At 60.9% G+C, this 24714-nt stretch carries 25 protein-coding genes and 1 tRNA gene; 13 read left to right on the forward strand and 13 right to left on the reverse strand.

Going from position 1 to position 24714, the window contains the following annotated elements:
• Positions 1-22: 22 nt before the first annotated feature.
• The gene (locus ACW5XC_RS18720) at positions 23-1045 is read right to left on the reverse strand and encodes a LacI family DNA-binding transcriptional regulator (RefSeq protein WP_042054789.1); all 1023 of its coding nucleotides are present in this window, start codon (positions 1043-1045) and stop codon (positions 23-25) included.
• 251 nt (positions 1046-1296) lie between these two features.
• Between ACW5XC_RS18720 and ACW5XC_RS18725 the strand changes: the two genes are divergently transcribed.
• From ACW5XC_RS18725 to ACW5XC_RS18735, 3 genes are read left to right on the forward strand one after another with little or no spacing between them, the layout of a single operon-like run.
• Complete coding sequence (locus tag ACW5XC_RS18725) at positions 1297-1740, forward strand: PTS sugar transporter subunit IIA (protein ID WP_033136381.1); 444 nt, start codon at positions 1297-1299, stop codon at positions 1738-1740.
• A 35-nt stretch (positions 1741-1775) separates the two neighbouring features.
• Positions 1776-2063: a PTS sugar transporter subunit IIB gene (locus ACW5XC_RS18730; RefSeq protein ID WP_005356014.1), complete on the forward strand. Its 288-nt coding sequence runs from the start codon at positions 1776-1778 to the stop codon at positions 2061-2063.
• 51 nt (positions 2064-2114) lie between these two features.
• A complete protein-coding gene (locus ACW5XC_RS18735) occupies positions 2115-3374 on the forward strand; it encodes a PTS ascorbate transporter subunit IIC (protein WP_042054808.1) in 1260 nt (419 codons plus the stop codon).
• Positions 3375-3472: 98 nt separating this feature from the next.
• Here ACW5XC_RS18735 and waaA read toward each other — a convergent pair whose 3' ends face one another.
• Both waaA and waaF read right to left on the reverse strand, forming a co-directional pair.
• Positions 3473-4738: a lipid IV(A) 3-deoxy-D-manno-octulosonic acid transferase gene (gene waaA, locus ACW5XC_RS18740; protein WP_042054788.1), complete on the reverse strand. Its 1266-nt coding sequence runs from the start codon at positions 4736-4738 to the stop codon at positions 3473-3475.
• A gap of 1 nt (position 4739) precedes the next feature.
• Positions 4740-5774 carry a lipopolysaccharide heptosyltransferase II gene (gene waaF / locus ACW5XC_RS18745; RefSeq protein WP_042054786.1) on the reverse strand — a complete coding sequence of 345 codons (1035 nt, stop codon included), beginning with the start codon at positions 5772-5774 and terminating at the stop codon, positions 4740-4742.
• 276 nt (positions 5775-6050) lie between these two features.
• Between waaF and ACW5XC_RS18750 the strand changes: the two genes are divergently transcribed.
• Entirely contained in the window at positions 6051-6827 is a 777-nt protein-coding gene (locus ACW5XC_RS18750; RefSeq protein WP_005357395.1) for a glycosyltransferase family 2 protein, read from the forward strand.
• A 51-nt stretch (positions 6828-6878) separates the two neighbouring features.
• On the opposite strand, the gene ACW5XC_RS18755 is transcribed toward ACW5XC_RS18750, so the two are convergent.
• Positions 6879-7916, reverse strand: coding sequence for a glycosyltransferase family 9 protein (locus ACW5XC_RS18755; RefSeq protein ID WP_042054785.1), 1038 nt, complete (start codon positions 7914-7916; stop codon positions 6879-6881).
• Between the two features lie 134 nt (positions 7917-8050).
• Between ACW5XC_RS18755 and coaD the strand changes: the two genes are divergently transcribed.
• Positions 8051-8533 carry a pantetheine-phosphate adenylyltransferase gene (gene coaD, locus ACW5XC_RS18760; RefSeq protein ID WP_040069411.1) on the forward strand — a complete coding sequence of 161 codons (483 nt, stop codon included), beginning with the start codon at positions 8051-8053 and terminating at the stop codon, positions 8531-8533.
• Positions 8534-8638: 105 nt separating this feature from the next.
• Here coaD and ACW5XC_RS18765 read toward each other — a convergent pair whose 3' ends face one another.
• The 6 genes from ACW5XC_RS18765 to radC form a co-directional block, all read right to left on the reverse strand.
• Positions 8639-9574, reverse strand: a complete 936-nt coding sequence (locus tag ACW5XC_RS18765) for a VirK/YbjX family protein (protein ID WP_080771402.1) — start codon at positions 9572-9574, stop codon at positions 8639-8641.
• A gap of 114 nt (positions 9575-9688) precedes the next feature.
• Entirely contained in the window at positions 9689-10501 is an 813-nt protein-coding gene (gene mutM / locus ACW5XC_RS18770) for a bifunctional DNA-formamidopyrimidine glycosylase/DNA-(apurinic or apyrimidinic site) lyase (protein WP_021231536.1), read from the reverse strand.
• A gap of 24 nt (positions 10502-10525) precedes the next feature.
• Entirely contained in the window at positions 10526-10981 is a 456-nt protein-coding gene (locus tag ACW5XC_RS18775) for a hypothetical protein (protein ID WP_042054783.1), read from the reverse strand.
• Between the two features lie 93 nt (positions 10982-11074).
• Complete coding sequence (gene rpmG, locus ACW5XC_RS18780; protein ID WP_005307500.1) at positions 11075-11242, reverse strand: 50S ribosomal protein L33; 168 nt, start codon at positions 11240-11242, stop codon at positions 11075-11077.
• A gap of 11 nt (positions 11243-11253) precedes the next feature.
• A complete protein-coding gene (gene rpmB / locus ACW5XC_RS18785; RefSeq protein ID WP_005307492.1) occupies positions 11254-11490 on the reverse strand; it encodes a 50S ribosomal protein L28 in 237 nt (78 codons plus the stop codon).
• Positions 11491-11626: 136 nt separating this feature from the next.
• Complete coding sequence (gene radC, locus ACW5XC_RS18790; RefSeq protein WP_042054782.1) at positions 11627-12301, reverse strand: RadC family protein; 675 nt, start codon at positions 12299-12301, stop codon at positions 11627-11629.
• Positions 12302-12448: 147 nt separating this feature from the next.
• On the opposite strand from radC, the gene coaBC reads away from it, so the two are divergent.
• The 5 genes from coaBC (at position 12449) to pgi (ending at position 17854) form a co-directional block, all read left to right on the forward strand.
• Positions 12449-13651, forward strand: coding sequence for a bifunctional phosphopantothenoylcysteine decarboxylase/phosphopantothenate--cysteine ligase CoaBC (gene coaBC / locus ACW5XC_RS18795; protein WP_042054781.1), 1203 nt, complete (start codon positions 12449-12451; stop codon positions 13649-13651).
• Between the two features lie 80 nt (positions 13652-13731).
• The gene (dut, locus tag ACW5XC_RS18800) at positions 13732-14190 is read left to right on the forward strand and encodes a dUTP diphosphatase (RefSeq protein ID WP_005339498.1); all 459 of its coding nucleotides are present in this window, start codon (positions 13732-13734) and stop codon (positions 14188-14190) included.
• Positions 14191-14258: 68 nt separating this feature from the next.
• Positions 14259-14855, forward strand: a complete 597-nt coding sequence (gene slmA, locus ACW5XC_RS18805; RefSeq protein WP_005339495.1) for a nucleoid occlusion factor SlmA — start codon at positions 14259-14261, stop codon at positions 14853-14855.
• A 165-nt stretch (positions 14856-15020) separates the two neighbouring features.
• Positions 15021-15857, forward strand: a complete 837-nt coding sequence (locus tag ACW5XC_RS18810; RefSeq protein WP_042054780.1) for a mechanosensitive ion channel domain-containing protein — start codon at positions 15021-15023, stop codon at positions 15855-15857.
• A 347-nt stretch (positions 15858-16204) separates the two neighbouring features.
• Entirely contained in the window at positions 16205-17854 is a 1650-nt protein-coding gene (gene pgi, locus ACW5XC_RS18815; protein ID WP_019446534.1) for a glucose-6-phosphate isomerase, read from the forward strand.
• Positions 17855-18010: 156 nt separating this feature from the next.
• Here the strand turns inward: pgi and ilvC are convergent, their stop codons facing one another.
• Complete coding sequence (ilvC, locus tag ACW5XC_RS18820) at positions 18011-19492, reverse strand: ketol-acid reductoisomerase (protein ID WP_041210772.1); 1482 nt, start codon at positions 19490-19492, stop codon at positions 18011-18013.
• A 221-nt stretch (positions 19493-19713) separates the two neighbouring features.
• On the opposite strand from ilvC, the gene ilvY reads away from it, so the two are divergent.
• A complete protein-coding gene (gene ilvY / locus ACW5XC_RS18825; protein WP_042054778.1) occupies positions 19714-20607 on the forward strand; it encodes an HTH-type transcriptional activator IlvY in 894 nt (297 codons plus the stop codon).
• Here ilvY and ACW5XC_RS18830 read toward each other — a convergent pair.
• A complete protein-coding gene (locus ACW5XC_RS18830; RefSeq protein ID WP_042054807.1) occupies positions 20596-21456 on the reverse strand; it encodes an ABC transporter substrate-binding protein in 861 nt (286 codons plus the stop codon). The two genes, ilvY and ACW5XC_RS18830, sit on opposite strands and share 12 nt — an antisense overlap.
• Before the next feature lie 180 nt (positions 21457-21636).
• On the opposite strand from ACW5XC_RS18830, the gene ACW5XC_RS18835 reads away from it, so the two are divergent.
• Both ACW5XC_RS18835 and ACW5XC_RS18840 read left to right on the forward strand, forming a co-directional pair.
• On the forward strand, positions 21637-21828 hold the full coding sequence (locus ACW5XC_RS18835; RefSeq protein ID WP_005339486.1) for a hypothetical protein: 192 nt from the start codon (positions 21637-21639) through the stop codon (positions 21826-21828).
• A 73-nt stretch (positions 21829-21901) separates the two neighbouring features.
• The gene (locus tag ACW5XC_RS18840; RefSeq protein WP_456516102.1) at positions 21902-24484 is read left to right on the forward strand and encodes a bifunctional acetate--CoA ligase family protein/GNAT family N-acetyltransferase; all 2583 of its coding nucleotides are present in this window, start codon (positions 21902-21904) and stop codon (positions 24482-24484) included.
• Positions 24485-24623: 139 nt separating this feature from the next.
• Here ACW5XC_RS18840 and ACW5XC_RS18845 read toward each other — a convergent pair.
• Positions 24624-24700: transfer RNA gene (locus ACW5XC_RS18845), tRNA-Asp, on the reverse strand.
• Positions 24701-24714: the final 14 nt, after the last annotated feature.

The following is a 24714-nucleotide window of genomic DNA, read 5'->3' on the forward strand; positions in this document are numbered from 1 at the left end:
TTGATGACGTGTGAAACGGGGATCAGCTGCTTTGACGCTTTTGCAGTTGAAAATCGAGAACCAGAGCAGTGCCCATCACGGGCTCCCCGGCCAGTTGGCGCAGGATCAGCTCGGCAGCCTCCTGTCCCATTTTGCGATAGGGGATCTTGACCGAAGTAAGGGTCGGATAACAGGCGCGCGCCACATCCAGATCGTCAAATCCGGCGATGGCGAGTTTGCCCGGCACATTCAAATGGCGGCGCTGGCACTCGAACAGCACCCCGGCCGCCAGTTCATCGTTGACGCAGATCAGCGCGTCCAGCTCGGGCCAGCGCAGCAGAAATTCCCCCAGCATGGTGGCACCGGTGCTGAAGCTGGGCCGCTCCGAGGTGTTGATGATGGCATCGGGGGAGAGGTAGTTGTCGAGCAGCGCCTTGTGCCAGCCCTGCATCCGCTGTTGCAGCATCCACTGCTCCTGACGGGCACAGAGAAAACCGATATTGCGGTAGCCCCGCTCGATAAGGTGGCGGGTGAGCTGATAACCGGCATCGAAGTTGGAGACCCCCACGTTCATGTCGATGGGGCTGCGGGCCATGGCACCCACTTCCACCACCGGCAGGCGGGAGGCTTTCAGGCGGGTACGGATCGTCTCGCCGGGATCGCCACCAAACAGCACAACCGCCGCCGGATTGTGCTGCAAAAAGCTGGTCAGCAGGCTCTCTTCCTGCTGTTTCAGATGCTGGGCATCCCCCAGCATGATCTGGTAACCCTCCTCGAGCAGGGTCTGTTGCAGGCCCGCGATCATCTCGCCACAGCCAGCTTCCGCCAGACTCGGGACGATCACTACGATAGTCTGGGAAGTCGCAGAGGCCAGCGCCCCGGCGGCCCGATTGGGGATATAGCCGAGCTCTTCCACCGCAGCTTCGATGCGCTCGCGCATCCTGTAGGAGACCATCTCCGGCGTGCGCAGGGCACGGGAAACCGTCATGGCCCCCACACCGGCCAGCTGGGCCACATCGTTGAGGGTCACCCGACCCGTGCTACGGCGCTTCTTTGCTTCTGACATCCATCCCATCCTCGACTTGCGGCTGCTCACTTTAAGGCAAAAGAGCGCCACTGACCATTTGCTCAGGGCCGATTCTACCCTCTTTCCCGGATCACGGGGGCAAGATGACTCCCGTTAATGGGTGAAGTGATAGCGCTATCACAGTTTGATGTTAGCGCTATCTGATAGCGCTAACTTTCGCGATCACCCTCACAGTTTCACCACCGCAAGATCGATAGATTGGCGCCATCTTAACTAGCCGGATCACCACCATGCTGACTCAACTGCTGACCGAGGATGTCATCCGCATCGAACCCGCAGCCCGCGACTGGCGTCACGCCATCGAGCTGGCGACGGCGCCCCTGCTGGCCAATGGCACCATCGAACCCTCCTACGTGGCGGCGCTGTTTCGCTCCCATGAAGAGCTCGGCCCCTACTACGTGCTGGGCCCCGGTCTGGCTATGCCCCACGCTCGTCCCGAAGACGGCGTCAACCGGTTGGGTCTGGGGCTGACCGTCATCAAGCAGGGTGTCAACTTCGACTCCGAGGGCAACGACCCGATCCAGCTGCTGATCACCCTGGCTGCCAGCGACAGCAACTCCCACGTGGAGACCATCGCCCAGCTGGCCGAGCTGTTTATGAATGAAGAGGACGTGGCGGCCATTATCGCGGCCGACACCAAAGACGACATCCTGCGCATTCTGGCGCGCTACTGATCTGCGCCACGGCGCACCTGACAGAGGAAGAGACAATGAAAATTCTGGTTGTATGCGGTCACGGTCTGGGCACCAGCCTGATGATGGAGATGAGCATCAAGAGCATCCTGAAAGAGCTGGCAGTCACCGCCGAGGTGGATCACCGCGATCTGGCCTCCGCCGGCAGCGAAACCGCCGAGATCTTTGTCGCCACCCGCGACATCGCCGAGCAGTTACAGAGCATGGGCGTCAACGGCCGTCTGGTGGCCCTCGACAACATGGTCGACAAGGCCGCGATGAAAGAGAAGCTCGCCACCGCCCTGCGCGAACTGGGCGCCCTCTAAGGATCCTCCATGCGGCCTGCAGGCCGCATCTTCCATTGCCAGGAGCTGACCATGGAATTTTTCAACTTTCTGATGTTTGACGTGCTGTCCGAGCCCGCCGTGCTGGTCGGCCTGATCGCGCTTATCGGCCTGATTGCCCAGAAGAAACCGGTGACCGAGTGCATAAAGGGCACGGTCAAGACCATCATGGGTTTCGTCATTCTGGGGGCCGGTGCCACCCTGGTGATCAACTCGCTGGGTGACTTTGCCGTCATCTTCCAGCACGCCTTCGGCATCAAGGGGGTCGTCCCCAACAACGAGGCCATCGTCTCCATCGCCCAGACCTCGTTTGGCAAGGAGATGGCGATGATCATGTTCTTCGCCATGCTGGTGAACATCCTGATCGCCCGTCTGACCCCGTGGAAATTCATCTTCCTGACCGGTCACCACACCCTGTTCATGTCGATGATGGTGGCGGTGATCCTCTCTGCCGGCGGCATGAGTGGCGTGCCGCTGATCGCGGTGGGCAGTCTGGTGGTCGGCGTCGCCATGGTCTTCTTCCCGGCCATCGCCCACCCCTTCATGAAGCAGATCACCGGCTCCGATGACGTGGCGCTGGGCCACTTCTCCACCTGCTCCTACGTGCTCTCCGCCCTGATCGGCGCCAAGTTCGGCAACAAGGCCCACAGCTGCGAAGATGTGCAGGTACCGAAGAGCTTGCTGTTCCTGCGCGATACCCCGGTGGCCATCTCCTTCACCATGGGCATCATCTTCCTGGTGACCTCCGCCTTCGCCGGCCCCGAGTTTGTCTCCAGCGTCGCCAAGGGCAAGCACTGGTTCATGTTCTCCCTGATGCAGTCCATCACCTTCGCCGCCGGTGTCTACGTCATCCTGCAGGGTGTGCGGATGGTCATCGCCGAGATCGTTCCGGCCTTCAAGGGGATCTCCGACAAGCTGGTGCCGAACGCCAAACCGGCGCTCGACTGCCCCATCGTCTTCCCCTACGCCCCCAACGCTGTACTGATCGGCTTCCTGTCGAGCTTTGCCGCCGGTCTGGTGGGGATGGCACTTCTCTACGTGATGGGGCTGACCGTCATCATCCCGGGCGTGGTACCGCACTTCTTCGTCGGCGCCGCTGCCGGGGTCTTCGGCAACGCCACCGGTGGTCGTCGCGGCGCCATCCTGGGCTCCTTCGCCAACGGCCTGCTGCTGCTCACCATTCTGCCGGTATTCCTGCTGCCGGTGCTGGGCGACCTCGGCTTCGCCAACACCACCTTCAGCGACTCCGACTTCGGTGTAGTCGGCATCCTGCTGGGGCTGATCGTTCGCTAATCCCGGCCACCGCCAAAAACAAAACGGAGCGCATCGCGCTCCGTTTTTTTATGGCCGGCCATCGATGATGGATGGCGGGCTGTATGAAAGGCTGACACTCAGTCGTTCTCCAGCGCGGTGAGACAATGAGAGAGGCTGCGGGCCAGCGCTCCCTGATTGCGCAGCACCACGGCGCGGGCCTGCTCGCCCATCTCGCGGCGGGTGCTCTCGTCGGCAAACAGCTGGCTCACCTGCTCGCCCAGCTCGGTGGCATCGGCCACGATGGCGGCGCCCCCCTGAGCCACCAGCTGGCGGGTGATGTCGCTGAAGTTGAAGTAGGCGGGCCCAGTCAGGCAGGGCTTGCCGAGGGCTGCCGGCTCCAGCAGGTTGTGACCGCCAATCTTCACCAGACTGCCACCGACAAAGGCCACATCGGCCGCCGCCAGCATCAGCGGCAGCTCGCCCATGGTATCGCCGAGATAGACCTTATCCTCCGCACGCACCACAGCACCATCAGTGCGCCGCACGCAGCCGTAAGGGGCACACAATTCGGCCACCCGGTCGAACCGCTCGGGGTGACGCGGCACCAGAATGAGCAGCGCATCGGGATGGCGTTTGAGCAGCAGATCGAAGGCGGCCAGCACCTGCTCATCCTCCCCCTGATGGGTGCTGGCGGCGATCCAGACCGGCCGATCCGCCCCCAGCTGCTGGCGCAGGGCGCGCCCTTTTGCCTGCACCTCGTCACCAAACTGGATATCGAACTTGATAGAGCCGGTCACCGCCAGCCGCGAACGCTCGATACCGAGGCGGGCGAAGCGGTCGGCGTCATCCTGATGCTGGCAGAGCAGATGGGTCAGCGGCCGGCTCAGGGCATCGAAGGCGCCGTGGAAGCGGGCATAACGCTGGCAGGAACGCTCGGAGAGGCGGGCGTTGATGATGGTCACCGGTAGGTGGCGCGCCTCACAGGCGGCCAGCCAGTTCGGCCACAACTCGGTCTCCATCACCCAGAGCGCACGCGGCTTGAAGGTGTCGAGAAAGGCGGCAATGGCCCAGGGGTAGTCGAGCGGCGCGTAGCGATGGATCACCAGATCCCCCAGCCTGGCAGCCTGATCGGCGCCGGTGCGGGTGGTGGTGGTGAGCAGGATCGGCAGATCGGGCCGCTCCGCCTTGAGGGCGCGAATGAGCGGCGTGATGGCCAGCGTCTCCCCCACGCTCACCGCATGGATCCAGAGCGGCGCCTCCTGTCCGGTGGCGGGCAGCCGTCCGAGATGCTCGGCCCAGCGCTTGCCAAAGCCGGGCTTGCCTTTCTTCGGCTTGTAGAGGGCCAGCAGCGCCAGCGGCAATCCCAGATGGATCAGCAGGTTGTAGAGCAGACGGTAGGGCATCTTACTGACTCTGCTCCAGCTTCTTGCAGGCATCGACCACCTGCTCCGGCGCCAGATCGATCAGACACTTGAGATGGCCGAACTTGCAGGTGCGCTTGAAACAGGGGCGACACTCGATGTCGGTGTGGACGATCTCGACCCGATCCGCCAGCGGCGGGGTGTAGAGCGGCGAAGTGGAGCCATAGACACCCACCAGCGGCCGGTTGAGGGCGGCGGCGATGTGCATCAGGCCGGAGTCGTTGGAGATGACCCGGCCGGCCAGCGCCATCAGATCGATCGCCTCGTGCAGGCTGGTCTTGCCCGCCAGCACGTGGCAGTTGGGGCGAGTCAGCAGATTGACCCGATCCCGGATGGTATTGGCCACCGGCACATCCTTGTTGGAACCGAAGATCCACACCTGCCACCCCTCGTCCAGATGCTGTTGGGCCACCACGGCGTAGTGCCCCTCCGGCCAGCGCTTGGCCGGGCCAAACTCGGCACCGGGGCAGAGCACCAGCACCGGGCGGGCGCGATCCAGTCCCAGCCGCTCCAGCGCCTTGCTCTGGTTGATCAGATCGACGTGGAGCGCCGGGTGCGGAATGGTCGGAATATCGGCCCGGCTCTTCATCTGCGCCTTGGGATAGGCGAGCGCCAGATAGCCCTCCACCATCAGCGGGAAGGCGGACTTGTTGCTGCGCAGGTCGTTGAGCAGGCCATAGCGGCTCTCACCCTTCCAGCCGGTACGCACCGGAATGCGGGCAAACCAGGGGATCAGCGCCGACTTCATGGAGTTGGGCTGGACGATGGCCTGATCGTACTTCTCGGCGGCCAGCTGCTTGCCGAGGCGGCGGCGCGCCACCAGTTTGAAGTCACCGTGGCCGAGGGGCATGGTGATCGCCTTGTCCACCTCCGGCATCCGCTCCAGCAGGGCGCAGCACCAGGCGGGGGCCATCACGTGCAGTTCGCACTCCGGATGGTTGGCCTTGATCGCCTTGTAGAGGCTCTGGGACATCACCATATCGCCGACCCAGGAGGGGCCGATCACCAATATTTTCATTACGCGTCTTCTCTCGGGACTGGCCCGGCTGTTAATCATCACTGGGCGAGATTATGCCCCAAGAATGACTGGATAAATAACAGAAGATCCTTGGCAGACGCTGCCGTCACCCCATTTTTCCAGCGGTGCCCCGCTTCCAACCGGACGTGACGAGACAGGCAAACAGCTGATAGAAACGGGCAATGGCGGCTCTCTCTTTGACCCGTTTTTCCGTTAGAATGGCCCATCAATACGCATTCGACCCGCCAGCCGGGCAATAACCGTGAGCCCCATTTCGTGAAAAAACCGACTCTGGCTGCCGTTCTGATCGTCAAGAATGAAGCCGACAACCTGCGCAAGTGCCTCGCCTCCCTCGACGGACTGGTGGACGAGATCGTCATTCTGGACTCGGGCAGTCAGGACGAGACCCCGGCCATCGCCGCCGAGTTTGGCGCCCGTTTCTTCGTCAACGCCAAGTGGCCCGGCTTTGGCAAACAGCGCCGGCTGGCCCAGTCCCACGTGCAATCCGACTGGGTGCTGTGGCTGGACGCCGACGAGCGGCTCACCCCCGAGCTGAAAACCGCCATCGCCGAGGTGATGGCCAATCCGGCCAGCGATACCATCTACTCGATCCCGCGCCTCTCCTGGGTGTTTGGCCGCTTTATCCGCCACAGCGGCTGGTATCCGGATCGGGTGCTGCGTCTCTATCCCAAGGCACTCACCAGCTACAATGAAGCGCTGGTGCACGAAAAGGTGGAAGTACGGGCCAACATGAAGATCGTCAACATTCATGGCGACCTGCTCCACTTCACCTATCGGGATCTGGAGCACTATCTGGTCAAATCCGCCGGTTATGCCCGCGCTTGGGCCGATCAGCGCACCGCCCGCGGCAAGAAGGGCTCCCTCAGTCAGGGGCTAATTCACGCCGTCGGCTGCTTCCTCAAGATGTACCTGCTCAAAGCGGGCTTCCTCGACGGCAAGCAGGGGCTGCTGCTGGCGATCCTCTCCGCCCACTCCACCTTCGTCAAATACGCCGACCTCTGGGTGCGCCAGCAGCCGCAGCAGCCGGAATAACCGTCATACGAAACAGGGCCCCGCGGGGCCCTGTCTGCATTGCTGCATGGGTTACTTGCGCCAGAAGGGCGCCGCCCAGCGGGCCATCTCCGGCACCATGGCCTTGGGATCGAGCTGGCTCATATCCTCCGGGTGATCGCTGTCCTCCGGCGGGCTGAAGGCGAGGTGACGTCCTTCGCTGTTGAGGGGCTTCCAGCGCAGCGGGGTGGCGGAGCGGCGCATCGGGAAGAAGCCGATGGTCGGCACGTCGAGCGCACCGGCGATATGGAGCGGGCCAGTACTGCCTGCAACGAACAGGGCTGCGTTGGCCAACACCTGACAGAACATCGGCAGACCATCGCTGGAGCGGTAGATCCAGCCGTTGCCACCGTGGGCCAGCAACTCGGCCGCCAGCTGTTCGGCCATCTTCTCCTCGCCCGGGCCTGCGGTCAGCACGCACTGCAGCTCGGGGCAGGCCTGATTGAGCTTGATAATGATGCGGGCGTACTGCTCGATGGAGAGGTTGTTGGCCGAGCCACCGCTGCCGGCATGCACCATCAACCAGGGGCGGCTGGCATCGAGCTTGAGCTTGAGTGCCAACTGCTCGCGCACCTCTAGCAGGGTCTCGTCATCGAACTGCAGGAAGGGGGTCTTGGGCTCCACCACGGCCACCTGCTGATCGGCCAGGAAGCGGCGGATCAGCTCCAGGTTGTACTCGGACTCCGGTTTCTGGGAGCGGGAGCGGCGTTGCACCAGTCGCTGGTTGTAGAGCACCTGCGCCAGCTTGGTCGCCGGCGCCAACCGGTAAGGGATGTGCGCCTTCCACACCAGCATGGCGTTGCGGGAGTTGGAGAAGAGGCAGATGGACGCGTCGAACGCCGCCGCCTTGATCCGGGCCAGCAGTGCCCGCTGTTGCTCCTTGTCGGCACGCACGCCCGGATCGATGATCACCTCGTCAATCCAGGGGCAGAGCCGGGCCAGCGGGGCCGTGTAGGCCGGAACCAGGGCAGTCACATGACACTCCATGGAACCTTTGAGCATGGCGAAGCTAGGCCACGCCAGCATGAAGTCACCAATCTTGTCATTGCGAACGACCAGAATACGTTTCATAAAAAATCCCTTTGCTCCCTGTCACCAATGCAAGGAGGCTTGATGCGCGATGGCGTATTCTTGCCTGATGCACTGCTATTCTCAAGCGACGACCTTATAATGCGACCAAATTTCCAGGTTGCAGGACCGCAAAGATGACTACCAGGGTAATTTATCCCGGGACTTTTGATCCCGTTACCAATGGCCACGCCGATCTCATCGGCCGCGCCGCCAAGCTGTTTGACGAGGTGGTGGTCGGTGTCGCCAACAGCCCGAGCAAGCGACCTCTGTTCGATCTGGCAGAACGTGTCCAGCTTGTCCAGCAAGTGACCAGCACGCTTCCCAACGTCAAGGTGGTGGGCTTCTCCGGTCTGCTGGTCGATTTCGCCAAAGAGCATCAGGCCAACGTGCTGATCCGCGGCCTGCGCGCCGTCTCCGACTTCGAGTACGAGTTCCAGCTGGCCAACATGAACCGCCGCCTGATGCCTGAGCTGGAAAGCGTCTTCCTCACCCCGGCCGAGGAGAACTCCTTTATCTCCTCCACTCTGGTGAAAGAGGTGGCGCTGCACGGTGGCGACATTCGTCAGTTTGTCGATCCCGTGGTGGCCCAGGCCATCGCAGCCAAACAGAAAGGGTGATCCCCTTCCACACTGGCCATTCCCGACGGCAACTACGAACAAGGGCTACCCGTGGGTAGCCCTTGTTGTATCTCTCTCGCATGGAGAGGTCAGCCTGCTTGCTGGTTACTGACGGGCAAACCGCTCATTCATCTCCTGCACCAGCTGATCGAGCCACTCGTAGCGGCGCCGATACATGGCCCGCTTCTTGGAGGCGATCTCCTCCAGCGGCTTGCGCGGCTGGGCTTGCAGAGCGACGAAGTTGGCATCCACATCCCGGGCGTCGAACTCCTGCCACAGCTCGTCATAATCGGCCTGCAAATTGGCTTTCTGCTTGCTGCTGTAGCGCTTGGCCTGAAACACGTGGGCCCGCTTGCGCACCGCCAGCACCTCCGCCGCCCCCATGGCCTGCGCCAGTTGCAGCACCAGCTGCACAAGCAGGGATTTGGGCCGCAGGCCGTGCCCCTCTTTGGTCAGCTCGCGCACCCGATCCTGAGCATTGTCGACCGCAGGCTCCGGCCCCTGCATGGAGCCGATCATCAGAATCAAACGATCCACGCTACCCGCCAGCGAAAAGGCGCAGCTGTAGAGGCGCTGTCCCTCGCCATTGACGATGGAGAGCGCCAGCTCGGCCTCGCGGCGGAAGGTGCCATCGTGACGCAGCAGAATGCGGCAGCCGCTCTGTGGATAGTGCCCCAGCGCGATCCCCTCGCCCAGATAGAGCGGGTCGATCAGCTGCGGGTAGCACTCCAGCAGCAACTGATAGTGATTTTCCAGCATCTCGGCCCGCTCACGGGCGCTGGCACAGGCGAAGCGATAGGGTCGCATCGGCTTGTCGAGCAGCTCGGGATAGACCGCCGGCAGCGCCTTGAGCGAGTCGCACTGAAACAGGCTGAAAACCCGACTCAGCGACTTGCGATAGAGCAGGCTGCGCAGCACGAACTTGCCGCGATTGAAGGTTTTCCGGTCACATCCCTCGGGGTAGAGGAAGCGGGCCATGGATTTTGCGCAATAGCGCTCCTGCCGGGATAAATATTCCCAGTCTATTGATTTAACTGTCATTTTTATATTCTCAAACCGCCTGAACGGTCGGGATACTAGTGACAGCTGTGCAAATCTTCAACAGAGTGGAAATACGCTGTTACAACTTCCCCCGTATCGGGGCAAAAAGTGCGCTCAGCGCTGGCAATGACTGCAAAAAACCGTGGTGCGCTGGCCCATTCTTGTCTCGGTCAGCAGGGTGTGGCAGTGGAAACAGGGCTGACCGCCACGGCCATAAACCTGCAACTGCTGCACGAAATAGCCCGGCTTGCCATCGGCGCTGGTGAAATCCTTGAGGGTAGTGCCGCCCTGGCGAATCGCCTCGGCCAACACGCGCTTGATCTCGGCCACCAGGGTTCCCAGCCGCTCGGCACTGATATTGCCCGCCGCCCGTTTGGGGTGAATGCCGGCAGCATAGAGCGCCTCGTTTGCGTAGATGTTGCCCACCCCGACCACCACCTGATTGTCCATCAGGAACTGTTTGATGGCGGTGCTGCGTCCCTTGGCGCGCTCACGCAGGTAATCAGCACTGAAGGCATCGGTGAGCGGTTCGGGCCCCAGCTTGGCGAGCAGCGCATGGGCTTCGGCCGGTTCACGGGTCCAAAGCAGGGCGCCGAAGCGGCGCGGATCGTTGAGCCGCAGCAGCTTGCCATTCTCCAGCTCGATATCCACGTGGTCGTGCTTCTCGGCCGGGGTGCCGATATCCAGCACCCGCAGGCTGCCGGACATCCCCAGATGAAGGATTGCTGTACCGAAATCGGTCTCCAGCAGCAGGTATTTGGCACGGCGACGCACCCGATGGATGGTGAGGTCCACCAGCTCCTGAATCTCACCGGGGATCGGCCAGCGCAGGCGGCCATCCCGCACCACCACGCGCGTCACCTTGATACCGGTGAGCCAGGGGGAGATCCCCTGACGACTGACTTCAACTTCTGGCAATTCGGGCATGGACACCTCGCAAGGAAAAGAAACTCAGGGAGCAGGACGCAGCAGATCGCGATACTGCTCGGCAGTGAGGGCGAGCCAGAGACCGGAGGGCAGCTGAGCGCCATATTGGCCGCTGTTCTGATAGAGGCCGATCTCGACCGGATCGTTCTGGCCGGCAATCCACACCTTGATGGTCACCGGGGTACCGCGCACCACCTCGCCGGGGGGCAGCAACCAGCTCTGCCAGCGCGCCAGACGGGCATCCAGCTGCGCTGTGTCGAGTCCCAGATCCGGCATGCTGCGCCAGCCCTGACCAATCCGCTCAATCTGCCAGCTCGGCCCCTGCCAGGTGAGCACCACGGCTGCATCCGGCAGCAAGGGGCGAGCCCGCTTGGCGCTGTTCTCCTGCTGGGCAGTCTCCATACGATGCAACAGGGTGATCACGATCAGCACCACCACGATGATCACGTTATTCCAGCCTTTGCGGCTCAATTTGAACATGGCAAGCCTCCCTTTGAACCGGCAGTGTACTGAATTCGGCGCATAAAAAAACCCGGCACGAAGCCGGGTTTTTGGGAATGCAGCATCAAGTAATTACTTGATTTTGCCTTCCTTGTAGATCACATGCTGACGAACAACGGGATCAAACTTTTTGATCTCCATTTTTTCGGGCATGGTGCGCTTGTTTTTGGTAGTGGTATAGAAGTGACCAGTACCGGCGCTGGAGTTCAGGCGAATTTTCTCGCGAATACCTTTAGCCATGATCTAATTCCTTATACCTTAACACCGCTGGCGCGCAGTTCAGCCAGAACCACTTCAACGCCACGCTTGTCGATGATACGCATGCCTTTTGCGGATACGCGCAGGCTTACGAAGCGTTTTTCACTCTCAACCCAGAAACGGTGAGTGTGCAGGTTCGGCAGGAAACGACGCTTGGTGGCGTTGTTAGCGTGCGAACGGTTGTTACCAACTGCCGGGCGCTTGCCGGTTACTTGGCATACTCTAGACATGTCAGTCTCTCCAAATCTTACTTCATTGCTCGAGCAAATATCTGCCCCGCTGGCCTTCGATTGCGGGGCAAACAGAAGGCGGCATTTTATACAGCATCCGTGATCAAAGATCAACTAATACGGTGCCAGAGCACAGTTATAGCCAACCGCGCTCGGCAAAAGAAACCGTGATGCCATCACCGATCACCAAGTGATCCAGCACTCTGATATCGATCAGGGCCAAAGCGGCCGTGATCCGATCCGTGATCTGGCGGTCGGCCCTGCTGGGCTCGGCGACGCCGGACGGGTGATTATGCGCCAGAATCACCGCGGCTGCATTATGTTTGAGCGCGATCTGCACGATTTCTCTTGGCCAGACGCTCGCCGAGTCGATGGTGCCGAAAAAAAGCTCAACAAATTGAATGACTCTGTGCTGATTGTCGAGCAACAGCAGGGCAAACACCTCACGCGGCCGATCCCGCAGCTGGGCCTGCAGATAGTCGCGGGTCAGCTGGGGCGAGGTGAGGGCATCACCCCGTTGCAGCTGCTCGGCCAGATGGCGTCTGGCCATCTCCAGCACCACCTGCAACTGGGCATATTTGGCCGGGCCAAGGCCGTGCGCCTCGCAGAATGTCCGTTGATCCGCCCCCAGCAAACTGCGTAAAGAGCCGAATTGATTCAATAGATTACGTGAAAGATCCACTGCACTCAGGCCATTGACGCCGGTGCGCAGAAAGATGGCGAGCAGCTCGGCATCGGAGAGCGCCGCGGGCCCCTGACGCAGCAACTTCTCTCTGGGGCGTTCATCTTCCGGCCACTCTTTGATGCTCATTTGTCTCTCCCTCATCCCTGTTGAGAAAAAACATAGCAAAAAATTGCGCGCGCCCGACCACACCCCTTGATGCCAACCCCTGTCGTCATCCATTGCCTGTGGTATCTTAGCCGACCAGTCAGAATGAGCCGGATAGAGAAACAGCAGATGAGATTGGCCGATAAACGCATCCTGTTGGGTGTCAGTGGCGGGATCGCCGCCTACAAGAGTGCCGAGCTGGTACGCCGCCTGAAAGATCAGGGCGCCGAAGTGCGGGTGGTGATGACCCGCTCCGCCAAGGAGTTCATCACCCCGCTGACCCTGCAGGCGGTCTCCGGTCATCCGGTGGCCTACAGCCTGCTGGACCCCTCTGCCGAGGCTGGCATGGGTCATATCGAGCTGGCCAAGTGGGCCGATCTGGTACTGATCGCCCCCGCCAGCGCCAACCTGATGGCGCGGATGGCTGCAGGCATGGCCGACGAACTGCTGACCACCCTCTGTCTGGCCACTCCGGCGCCCATCGCGCTGGCACCTGCCATGAACCAGCAGATGTATCTCAACGCCGCGACCCAGGCCAACCTCAAGACCCTGACCAGCCGCGGCATTCTGCTGTGGGGGCCGGATGCCGGCAGCCAGGCCTGTGGCGATGTGGGCCCGGGCCGGATGCTGGATCCCCTCGAACTGGTGGAGCGCAGCTGCCAGCAGCTGGCCGCCGAGCCCTTGCTGGCAGGCGTCAAGCTGCTGCTCACCGCAGGGCCAACCCGCGAGGCACTGGATCCGGTGCGCTACATCAGCAACCACAGCTCTGGCAAGATGGGCTACGCCATCGCCCGAGCTGCCCGTGAAGCGGGTGCCGAAGTGACGCTGGTGAGCGGGCCGGTGACGCTGGCGACGCCTGCGGGCGTTACCCGCATCGATGTCGAGAGCGCCGAGCAGATGCATCAGGCTGTGATGAGCCGAGTCGGCGAGTGCGACCTCTTCATCGGCTGCGCGGCGGTGGCCGACTATCGCCCCGAGCAGGTGGCCAGTCAGAAGATCAAGAAGACCGGCGATAACGACCAGATGGTGGTGAAGCTGGTGAAAAACCCCGACATCATCGCGGCCGTCGGTGCCCTTTCAGACAAACCCTTCACCGTCGGATTTGCCGCCGAAACCGTGGATGTGGAACAATACGCCCTCGACAAGTTGCAGCGTAAGCGGCTGGACATGATCGCCGCCAACGATGTGTCCCGCGAGGGGCAAGGCTTCAACGCCGATGACAACGCCCTGACCGTGTTCTGGCAAGGGGGCCAGGCCCCGCTGCCGCTGGCCGACAAGCTGACGCTGGCTCGTCACCTGATCGCCCTGATTGCACGCCACTACCGGCACTGAGCGTCCCGAAAGAACAAGACTCACGGCACCCCGCCTGCCAAGAGGGGCGCCAATACAAGATCCAACTGAAAAAGCGATTCATGACTACACAAATTGAACTGAAGATTCTGGATGCCCGTATCGGTACCGAGTACCCGCTGCCCGCCTACGCCACACCGGGCTCTGCCGGCATGGATCTGCGCGCACTGCTGGATGCACCGCTTACTCTGGCTCCGGGTGATACCACCCTGGTGCCGACCGGTCTGGCCATTCACATCCAGGATCCGGGTCTGTGTGCCACCATCCTGCCCCGCTCCGGCCTCGGCCATAAGCACGGCATCGTGCTGGGCAACCTGGTCGGCCTGATCGATTCCGATTACCAGGGTCAGCTGATGGTATCGGTCTGGAACCGCGGCAAAGATGAGTTCACCATGCAACCCGGCGAGCGCATCGCCCAGCTGGTGATCATGCCGGTGGTTCAGGCCAGCTTCCAACTGGTCGATGAGTTCAATCAGAGCGAACGGGGTGAAGGCGGTTTTGGTTCTTCTGGTCGCCAATAACAGACCACACCAGCCCGATGGGCGGTGCCTAATAACAGAATCAAGCCATTGTTTTTTTAGGGGAATCCATGGCAAGCAGTAATCAGAAACAGAGTCGGCGCGATCAGATCCTGCAAGCGCTCGCCCATATGCTGGAAACCAGTCCGGGTCAGCGCATCACCACGGCCCGTCTGGCGGCCGAGGTCGGCGTCTCTGAAGCAGCCCTCTATCGACATTTTCCCAGCAAGGCGCGGATGTTCGAGGGGCTGATCGACTTTATCGAGGATTCCCTGCTGTCACGGGTCAATCTGATCATGGCGGAAGAGAAGGACACCATGGCGCGCTGTCACCATATCCTGCAGCTGCTGCTGGTGTTCGCCGAGCGCAATCCCGGCATCACCCGCATCCTCAATGGCGACGCCCTGCTGGGTGAGCACGATCGGCTGCGGGATCGCATCAGCATCCTGTTCGACAAGCTGGAGACCCAGATCAAACAGGTGCTGCGCGAGAAGCGGCTGCGCGAGGGGCAAGGCTTCCAGCTCGACGAAACCATGCTGGCCAATCTGCTGCTGGCCTACACCGAAGGCCGCATCAGCCAGTTCGTGCGCTCCGAGTTCAAGCTCAAGCCGACCGCCGGTTTCGAAGATCAGTGGCAATTTATCCGCAGCCAGCTGCTGCAGAGCTGATGGTTTTTTCGCATCATTCAGCAAAAAGAAGGGAGGCTTTGGCCTCCCTTCTTTTTTGTGTCAGGTTTTTATGGCAGAAAAGAAGTACCAGATGCGACCCGTACTGTCGCGCTGCGGTGTTAGATTTATCCACCATAAACCTTTTAGAACCTGACAGGACATTCTATGGAACCCGAAATCATTACCGAAGCGCAGACCTGGCTGGTCAATAATCAGGGACTGCTGATCGAATACGGCGTCAATATCGCCGCCGCCCTGCTGACCCTGCTGGTCGGCTATATCGCCGCCAACCTCATCAGCGGTGGCGTGGTCAAGGTGATGCAGGCCCGCAAGCTGGACACCACAGTCACCCACTTCGTCGGCAGCATCCTCAAGTACGCCATTCTGGTGTTCGTTGTGATCGCCGCGCTGGGCCGTGTCGGCGTGCAGACCGCCTCCTTCGTCGCCATTATCGGTGCCGCCGGTCTGGCCATCGGTCTGGCGCTGCAAGGCTCGCTCTCCAACTTCGCTGCCGGCTTCCTGCTGATTATCTTCCGCCCCATCAAGGCGGGCGAGTTTATCGAAGTGGCGGGCACCGCGGGTGTGGTGCAGTCCGTTCAGCTCTTTACCACCACCCTCACCTCCGGTGACAACAAGATGGTGGTAGTCCCGAACTCCGCCATCCTCAACGGCACCATCGTCAACTACTCGCGCATGGATACCCGCCGCGTCGATATGACCTTTGGCATCGGCTACGGCTCTGACCTGCGCAAGGCCAAACAGGTCCTCGAGCGTCTGGTGAGCGAAGAGCCGCGCATCCTGAAAGATCCGGCCGCTACCATCGCCGTTGCCGCGCTGGCCGACTCCTCGGTCAATATAGTGGTGCGCCCTTGGGTGAAAACCGCTGACTACTGGGGTGTCTGGTTCGACTTCCATGAGAAGGTAAAACTGACCTTTGATGCTGAAGGCATCGAGATCCCCTTCCCACAGATGGTGATGCACATGCAAAAACCGCAGGCGTGATCGCGGTTCTGCTGCAACAGACAATGCCAGCCTTCGGGCTGGCATTGTCGTTTCTGGCCCCAGCCCATGGCCATGTCGGTGCATAACCACGCCAACCGGATGAAAACAATTTCAGGCTATCGGGGTGGCCCCAATCATGAGCAAGCGCAAGATCCGCCTTGCTTTCGTGACACATAATCCCAATGTTCTGGTTGTATGCTCCCGACAGTGACCCATTGCAGTAAAAGACAATCGGTAAAAATCTGTTACACGGGCCGCCCGTTCGGCTCGCTATAATGCTCGGATAATAAGGTTTGGCGGGACCTTGCCTGCAAGGTTCAAACACAACTTGGCATTTCAGGAATCCTATGAAAAATATCAATCCAACCCAAACCCAGGCCTGGCAGGCACTGGAAGCACACTTTGCAGCAAACAAAGAGACCCGACTCAAGGATCTGTTCGCGCAGGACCCGAAGCGCTTTGACAAGTTTTCCCTTACCTTCGGCGGCGACATCCTGGTTGATTACTCGAAGAACCTGATCACCGAAGAAACCCTCAAGTTGCTGGTTGATCTGGCCAAAGAGACCGATCTTCGCAGCGCGATCGATGCCATGTTCAATGGCGACAAGATCAACATGACCGAAGGCCGCTCCGTACTGCACGTGGCCCTGCGCAACCGCTCCGACCGCCCCATCGAGAGCGACGGCAAGGATGTGATGCCGGAAGTGAACGCCGTACTGGCCAAGATGAAGGGCTTCTGCGAGAAGATCATCTCCGGCGAGTGGAAAGGCTACACCGGCAAAGCGATACAGCACGTGGTCAACATCGGTATCGGTGGCTCCGATCTCGGCCCGGTAATGATCACCGAGGCACTGCGTCCCTACAAAAACCACCTGCAGATGCACTTCGTCTCCAACGTCGATGGCACCCACATCGCCGAGACCCTGAAGAAGATCGATCCGGAAACCACCCTGTTCCTGGTGGCCTCCAAGACCTTCACCACCCAGGAGACCATGACCAACGCCCTGACCGCCCGCGACTGGTTCATCAATATCGCCGGTGACAAGGCCCACGTTGCCAAGCACTTCGCTGCCCTCTCCACCAACGGCAAGGCCGTGGCCGAGTTCGGCATCGACACCAACAACATGTTCGAGTTCTGGGACTGGGTTGGCGGCCGCTACTCCTCCTGGTCTGCCATCGGCATGCCCATCGCCCTGTCTGTCGGTTTCGAGAACTTCGAAGCCCTGCTGCAAGGCGCCTTCGAGATGGACATGCACTTCGCCACTGCCTCCTATGAGCAGAACGTGCCGGTGCTGCTGGCGCTGATCGGCCTGTGGTACAACAACTTCTACGGTGCCGAGTCCGAAGCCATTCTGCCGTACGACCAGTACATGCACCGCTTCCCTGCCTACTTCCAGCAAGGCAACATGGAATCCAACGGCAAGTACGTGGATCGCAACGGCAAGCCGGTTGACTACCAGACCGGCCCCATCATCTGGGGTGAGCCTGGTACCAACGGCCAGCACGCCTTCTACCAGCTGATCCATCAGGGCACCAAGCTGATCCCCTGTGACTTCCTGGCGCCAGCCATCAGCCACAACCCGATCGGTGACCACCATCCGAAACTGCTGGCCAACTTCTTCGCCCAGACCGAGGCGCTGGCCTTCGGCAAGAGCAAGGAAGAGGTTGAAGCCGAGTTCCTGGCGGCTGGCAAAACCCTGGAGCAGGTCAAGGATCTGGTGCCGTTCAAGGTGTTCGAAGGCAACCGCCCGACCAACTCCATCCTGTTCAAGAGCCTGACCCCGAAAACCCTGGGTGCCCTGATCGCCATGTACGAACACAAGATCTTCGTACAGGGCGCAATCTGGAACATCTTCTCCTTCGACCAGTGGGGCGTGGAGCTGGGCAAACAGCTGGCCAACAAGATCCTGCCGGAGCTGGGCAACAACGAGGCTGTCACCAGCCACGACTGCTCCACCAACGGTCTGATCAACACCTGGAAAGCGTGGAAAGCCTGATTTATCCAGCCTTTCTGAATGCAAAAGCCCCGCTCGATGAGCGGGGCTTTTTTATGACTGTCAGGCTGGTTTTTCTGGCTGGCCGGTCGGGTGTCCAGTCCGACCGGCGACGGGGATCGTCATCCCCGCCCCTTCATCATCCTGCCCGATGCGGGCTTAACCGCCAACGGCGATGCGTTTCATGTCCTTCATGTAACCGCGCAGTACCTGGCCGATTTTTTCGATCGGGTGGTTGCGGGTCGCTTCGTTGGCCGCCAGCAGCGCCAGGTTGTCGACGCTCTGCCCTTCCGCCTTGCTGGCACCCAGATCGCCCGCTTTCAGGGTCGGCATGAAGTGCTCGCGCAGCAACGGCACTGCAGCGTTGGCAAACAGGTAGTTGCCGTACTCGGCGGTATCGGAGATGACCACGTTCATCTCGTACAGACGCTTGCGGGCAACTGTGTTGGCGATCAGCGGCAACTCGTGCAGGGATTCGTAGTAGGCAGACTCCTCGTAGATACCGGAAGCCACCATGGTCTCGAATGCCAGCTCGACACCCGCCTTGACCATGGCCACCATCACCACGCCATTGTCGAAGTACTCCTGCTCGGCAATCTTGCCTGCAAACGCCGGGGCGTTTTCGAAGGCCGATTTGCCGGTCTCTTCGCGCCAGCCGAACAGCTTGGCATCGTCTTCGGCCCAGTCGGCCATCATACCGCGGGAGAACTCACCGGCGATGATGTCGTCCATGTGCTTCTCGAACAGCGGGCGCATCAGGGTCTTGAGCTGCTCGGAGAGCTCGAAGGCGCGCAACTTGGCCGGGTTGGACAGGCGGTCCATCATCAGGCTGATGCCACCCTGTTTCAGGGCTTCGGTGATGGTCTCCCAGCCGAACTGGATCAGCTTGCCGGCGTAGGCCGGGTCTGTGCCTTCGGCAACCAGCTTGTCGTAGCAGAGCAGGGAACCGGCCTGCAGCATGCCGCAGAGGATGGTCTGCTCGCCCATCAGGTCGGATTTCACTTCCGCCACGAAGGAGGATTCCAGCACCCCGGCACGGTCGCCGCCGGTGGCAGAGGCCCACGCCTTGGCGATGGCCATGCCTTCGCCCTTGGGATCGTTCTCCGGGTGAACGGCGATCAGGGTCGGTACACCAAAGCCACGCTTGTACTCTTCACGCACTTCGGTACCCGGGCACTTGGGCGCCACCATCACAACTGTGATGTCGGAGCGGATCTGCTGACCCTCTTCCACCACGTTAAAGCCGTGGGAGTAGCCCAGCGCGGCGCCCTGCTTCATCAGCGGCATCACGGTTTTCACTACGTCGGAGTGCTGTTTGTCCGGAGTCAGGTTCAGCACCAGATCAGCGGTCGGGATCAGCTCTTCATAGGTGCCGACCGCGAAGCCGTTGTCGGTGGCTTTCTGCCATGAGGCACGCTTCTCGGTGATGGCGGCCTTGCGCAGGGCGTAGGAGATATCCAGCCCGGAGTCACGCATGTTCAGACCCTGGTTCAGACCCTGGGCACCACAGCCCACAATCACCACCTTCTTGCCCTTCAGCACGTTGCAGCCGTCCGCGAACTCTTCGCGCTGCATGAAACGACACTTGCCCAGCTGGGCCAACTGCTGACGCAGGTTCAAGGTGTTGAAATAGTTAGCCATGGTGATTGCTCCGTTCGATTGATTCCATGCCGGATAGCGGCGTTGTCTGAACCACTATAGCGCGGGACACTTATTGCCTGAACTGATATATTCGAAACAGTACGTTGCAATAACTGAAAGACTCACTCTTCATAATTGCCTGCTGAATGTACCGCGAGATGGCAGAAACAAGCCGCCAACCGCTGGGTATCGGGCACACAAGCCGCGCCAGGAGCTGAAAGATGGACCTTCGCAATCTCGAGCTGTTTCTCCACCTCGCCGACTCCCTTCATTTCGGCAAGAGTGCCGATGCCATGGCTGTCAGCCCCTCCACCCTGAGCCGCGCCATCCAGCGGCTGGAGCAGGAGACCGGCTGCATCCTGTTCGAGCGGGACAACCGCTCGGTTCGGCTCACCCCCGCCGGCGAGAAGCTGCGCGAATTCGGCGGCGGCCTGTTGCAGGAGTGGCGTCAGCTCAAGCAGGAGCTCAAACGCAGCGATGAACCACTGCAAGGTCGTCTGCGGGTCTTCTGTTCGGTCACCGCCAGTTACTTTCTGTTGCCCGAGGTACTGGAGCGCTTTCGCCGCCGCTACCCCCAGCTGGAGATCAAGCTGGAGACCGGCGACCCGGCGCTGGCGGTGGACAAGATCCTGGCCGATGAAGCCGATCTCGCCATCGCCGCCCGTCCCGATGCCCTGCCCGCCAAACTGGAGTTCGCCAGCCTGCAACTGGTGCCGCTGGTCTTTATCGCGCCGCGCAATGCCCCGCAGCTGAACCAGTGGTTCCGTCAGGGCGAGCCGAACTGGGAGCAGCTGCCTGTCATCCTCTCCGAGCAGGGGCTGGCCCGCAAACGCAGCGATCAGTGGTTTCGCAACAAGGGGATCGCCCCCAACATCTATGCCGAAGTGGCGGGTAACGAGGGGATCGTCGCCATGGTGGCACTTGGTTGTGGCGTAGGATTGGTGCCAGCGGCGGTAATCGACCACAGCCCGCTCGGCGACAAGGTGCGGATCATCGACCTCAAGCCAGCCTTCAAGCCATTTGATGTGGGGATCGGGGTGCTAAAGAAGCGGCTGGAAGAACCGCTGATCCGCGCCTTCTGGGATACCGCGCAGAATCAGGGTTCACTGCGCTGACACCGGATTATAGATGAGGGCCGGATCGGCCATCATGACGCGACTGGGCAACGGCAAGTCGGGGTTGTGCAGCTCGAGGCGCACCCGCTCATCCAGTTTCAGCCGCCGAATGGTACTGCCAAATCCCTCTTCAAAGACCCGGTCAAAAGCACCAGACTGCCGCGCCCGCAGCAGGCCAAGCTCGATGCGCTGGGCCAGCTCCGGATATTTTGGCGAGACGAAAAATAGCAACGCCAGCGGATAGCGAAATACCAGACGGGGCTCGATGGCGAGATCGGGATGCTGCCTGAGCTCATCCTCGATCTCGATGACCGAGCGCAGAAAGCAGTCAAAGCGCTTCTTGCGCAGCATGTTGAAGAGCACCTCATAAAGATTGCCCACCGTCACCTTGAGGCCGTTAGCCCGCAGCAACTGGGTGTCTGGCCAGGATCTGTGCTGACCGATGGAGAGCCCGGCGCGATGCCAGTCCGCCAACGATCCGATCGCGGCAAAACGCCCCTCATCCCCCTGCCGAACCAGACACACCCGCCATCCCAGCAGCCCCTTGGCCAGCGGAATGTGGATTGCCAGCAACTCCCGTTCTCGCTCCCCATCCGGGGCAAAGACACCGACCTGAACCAGCTCGCCGCTGCGCAGCTCCTTCACCGCCCGCCCCTGCTCCATCTGCGGGCTGGAAACCAACTGGTAGGGGCCATATTCGGGCACGGTGAGATCGAGAGAGAGGCGCAGCAACTGGACGACGGCGGGGTTGGGGTGATCCAGCAGCAGATTCCAGGCGCGGATAGGCTGCTCAGTTGCCGATACGCCAACCGTCCACAGTGCCATGCACCACCACCAGACTCTGATCATCCTGCGCACCATCCGTGCCTCATGCTCCTCGCCATACTATAACGCCAGCCAGCACCTCAACGGCGCCCTCTCTGAAAGATGTGTGAGCGCTCTCGTGTCAAAAGTGACAATAGGCAAACCCGGCAGGTCATCGCAGACTGGGCGTTCATCAACAAACGCCAAGGCGCAGGGAGGAGAGCCATGAAACAGCATCTGGTAGAGATCAAGGGTTCAACCCTGTTTGACGAGTATCTGCAAAGCATGGGCGTGCCCAGCACGGCGCTCGATCGGGAGCAGGATATCTATCTGCAGGAACGCCACCTGGGAGCCATTCGCCGGGTGCAAGGCGAACTGCGCTTTTATCTGCGTGCCAATGCCCTGAACAAACGGTGATCAGGATCCGGTCACAGAACCCGCAGCAAAGGCGTATTAGACTGGTATCTTCCCCCTTTTGTCGGGAGTGCCCATGAAAGCAAGCGGTCTGGATCGGCTGTTCAAACCCCACTCAATCGCCGTGATCGGCGCCTCGACCGACCCGCTCAAGGCGGGTCATGTGATCGTGCGCCACCTGCTGGCGGGCCAGTTCAAAGGGCCCATCCTCCCCGTCACCCCGCGCAACAAGGCCATCGCCGGCGTGCTGGCCTATCCCGATATCGCCAGCCTGCCGCTAACCCCGGATCTCGCCATCATCTGCACCAAGCGGGAGCGGGTCCTGCCGTTGCTGGAAGCGCTAGGCCAGAAGGGCGCGGGGGCAGCCATCATACTGGCCGCCGACTTTTCCCCCGAGGAGCGGCTGGAGCTGAAACGGGTCTGCCAGCAATACGGTATTCGCCTGCTCGGCCCCAACAGCATGGGGATGCTGCTGCCCGGCCAGGGGATTAACGCCAGCTTTTCACCCATTGCAGCCAAGCCGGGGCAGGTCGCCTTTCTCTCGCAATCCGCCGCCGTCAGCACCACCATTCTGGATTGGGCCAAGCAGCATGAACTGGGCTTTTCCGCCTTCATCTCCCTTGGCGATCACTGCGACATCGACTTCGGCCAGCTGCTGGACCAGCTCTCCCGCGACAGCGTCACCCGCGCCATTTTGATCTACATGGACAAGTTGCATGACGCCCGCCACTTTCTCTCGGCGGCGCGGGCAGCCTCGCGCAACAAGCCGATCCTGGTGCTGAAAAGCGGGCGCCACGATCCGGCCCACGGCCTCGACAATGTCTATGACGCCGCCATCCGCCGCGCCGGTATGCTGCGGGTACGAGATACCCACGAGCTGTTTGCCGCAGTCGAAACCCTGAGCCACTCCATGACCCTCAAGGGGGAGCGGCTCGCCATCATCTCCAACGGCCGCGGACTGGCCAATATGGCGGTGGATGTGCTGCTGGAACGCGGTGGCAAGCTTGCTCGCCCGCCGCTAGACATCGGCAGCGATGCCACCATCACCACCTATCAGGAGGCGCTGGACAGCGTGTTGCAGGAGGATGGCATCGACGCCGTCCTGATTATCCACGCCCCCTCGCTCACGGCACCGAGCGCACCGCTGGCCAGCCATCTTATTGCCCATCTGAAACAGCACCCCAGAGCGCGCCGTTTCAACATCCTCACCAACTGGGCGGGTGAATACTCGGCGCAGGAGGGGCGCAAACTCTTTACCGAAGCGGGCTTCCCGACCTACCGCACACCGGAAAGCGCCATGGCCGCCTTCATGCACATGGTGGAATACCGCCGCAACCAGAAGCAGTTGATGGAGACACCGGCGTCACTACATGGCAACCAGCTCAATGTCGAGCTGTGCCAGCAGCTGATCCGCCAAGCGCAGGAGCGCAAACAGCTAAGATTGGATACCCATCTGGTGCACCCAATTTTACAAGCCGCAGGTCTCTCGACCCTGCCAACCTGGATCGTCACCGACGCCATCGAGGCGACCCTGACTGCCGAGCAGATCGGCTACCCGGTGGCAGTCAAACTCCGTTCGCCCGATATCCTGCACAAATCTGCCGTACACGGGGTGGTGCTCAATCTGCGCACCTCGGCCGAAGTGGCGCAAGCCGCAGATGCCATTCTGGACAGGGTCAAACAGCATGATCCGGGCGCCCGTATCGAAGGGCTGCTGGTACAGCGCATGGCTCGCCGCAGCGGCGGCCTCGAACTGCGGGTACGCATCCAGCAAGACGCCATCTTTGGCCCCGTCATTCTGCTGGGTGAGTCGGGTGCGGAACCGCAGGAGATGGTGGCTGCCTTGCCACCGCTCAATCAGGCGCTGGCTCGTTACCAGATCATCGGTGCGCTCAAGAGCCGCAAAATCCGCGAACAGGCCACGCCGGAGCGACTGGATATCGATGCTCTCGGTCAGGTGCTCTGCCAGCTCTCCGAGCTGCTGCTCGCCTTTACGGAAATTCATGAGCTGGATCTGCACCCGCTACAAGCGTGCGGTACCGAAATGGTGGTGCTGGATGCCAGCCTCACGCTGGCTGACCCCGCCATCCCGGCCAGCAACCGACTGGCGATCCGCCCCTATCCTACCGAGCTGGAAGAAGGTGCTTGGCTTAAAGATCAGCGCCATATCCTGCTGCGCCCGATCCGGCCGGAAGATGAGCCTGCTCACAAGCAGTTCGTACTGCAAGTCTCCGATGAAGACAGGTACAAACGCTTCTTTGCCGATGTGGGCGAGCTGGGCCATGAAGAGCTGGCTCGCATGACCCAGATCGATTACGACCGGGAGATGGCCTTCGTGGCTGTGGGGCAAGATGGCGAGCTGCAGGATCAGATCCTCGGCGTAGTGCGCGCCATTTCGACCCCGGACCAGAGCGATGCCGAGTTTGCCATTCTGGTGCGATCGGACTTGAAAGGGGTGGGTCTCGGCAAATTGATGATGGAGAAGATCATCCGTTACGCCAAAGAGCAGGGAATTGGCCAGTTATCTGGCATGACCATGCCCAGCAATCGCGGCATGGTCAACCTCGCCAAACGGCTTGGCTTCAAGATCGATGTACAAATGGAAGAGGGGGTGGTCAATATGGAACTTCTCTGTAGCCAGCAGGCGGCAGAAGCCTGATTTGTGGTCGGACATAGCACCAATCAAATGGCTGTAAATTGAGCTGATAAAGTCGTGGTATAGAGCAAATCTGTAGGGCACTGGGTAAAGAGCGCCCATAGCAAAAAGGCCTTCCCATTCGGGAAGGCCTTCAAATTAATGGCGGAGCGGACGGGACTCGAACCCGCGACCCCCGGCGTGACAGGCCGGTATTCTAACCGACTGAACTACCGCTCCGCATTCGGTTAGCT

The sequence above is a fragment of the Aeromonas sp. 25-AL00135 genome (assembly GCF_054052385.1).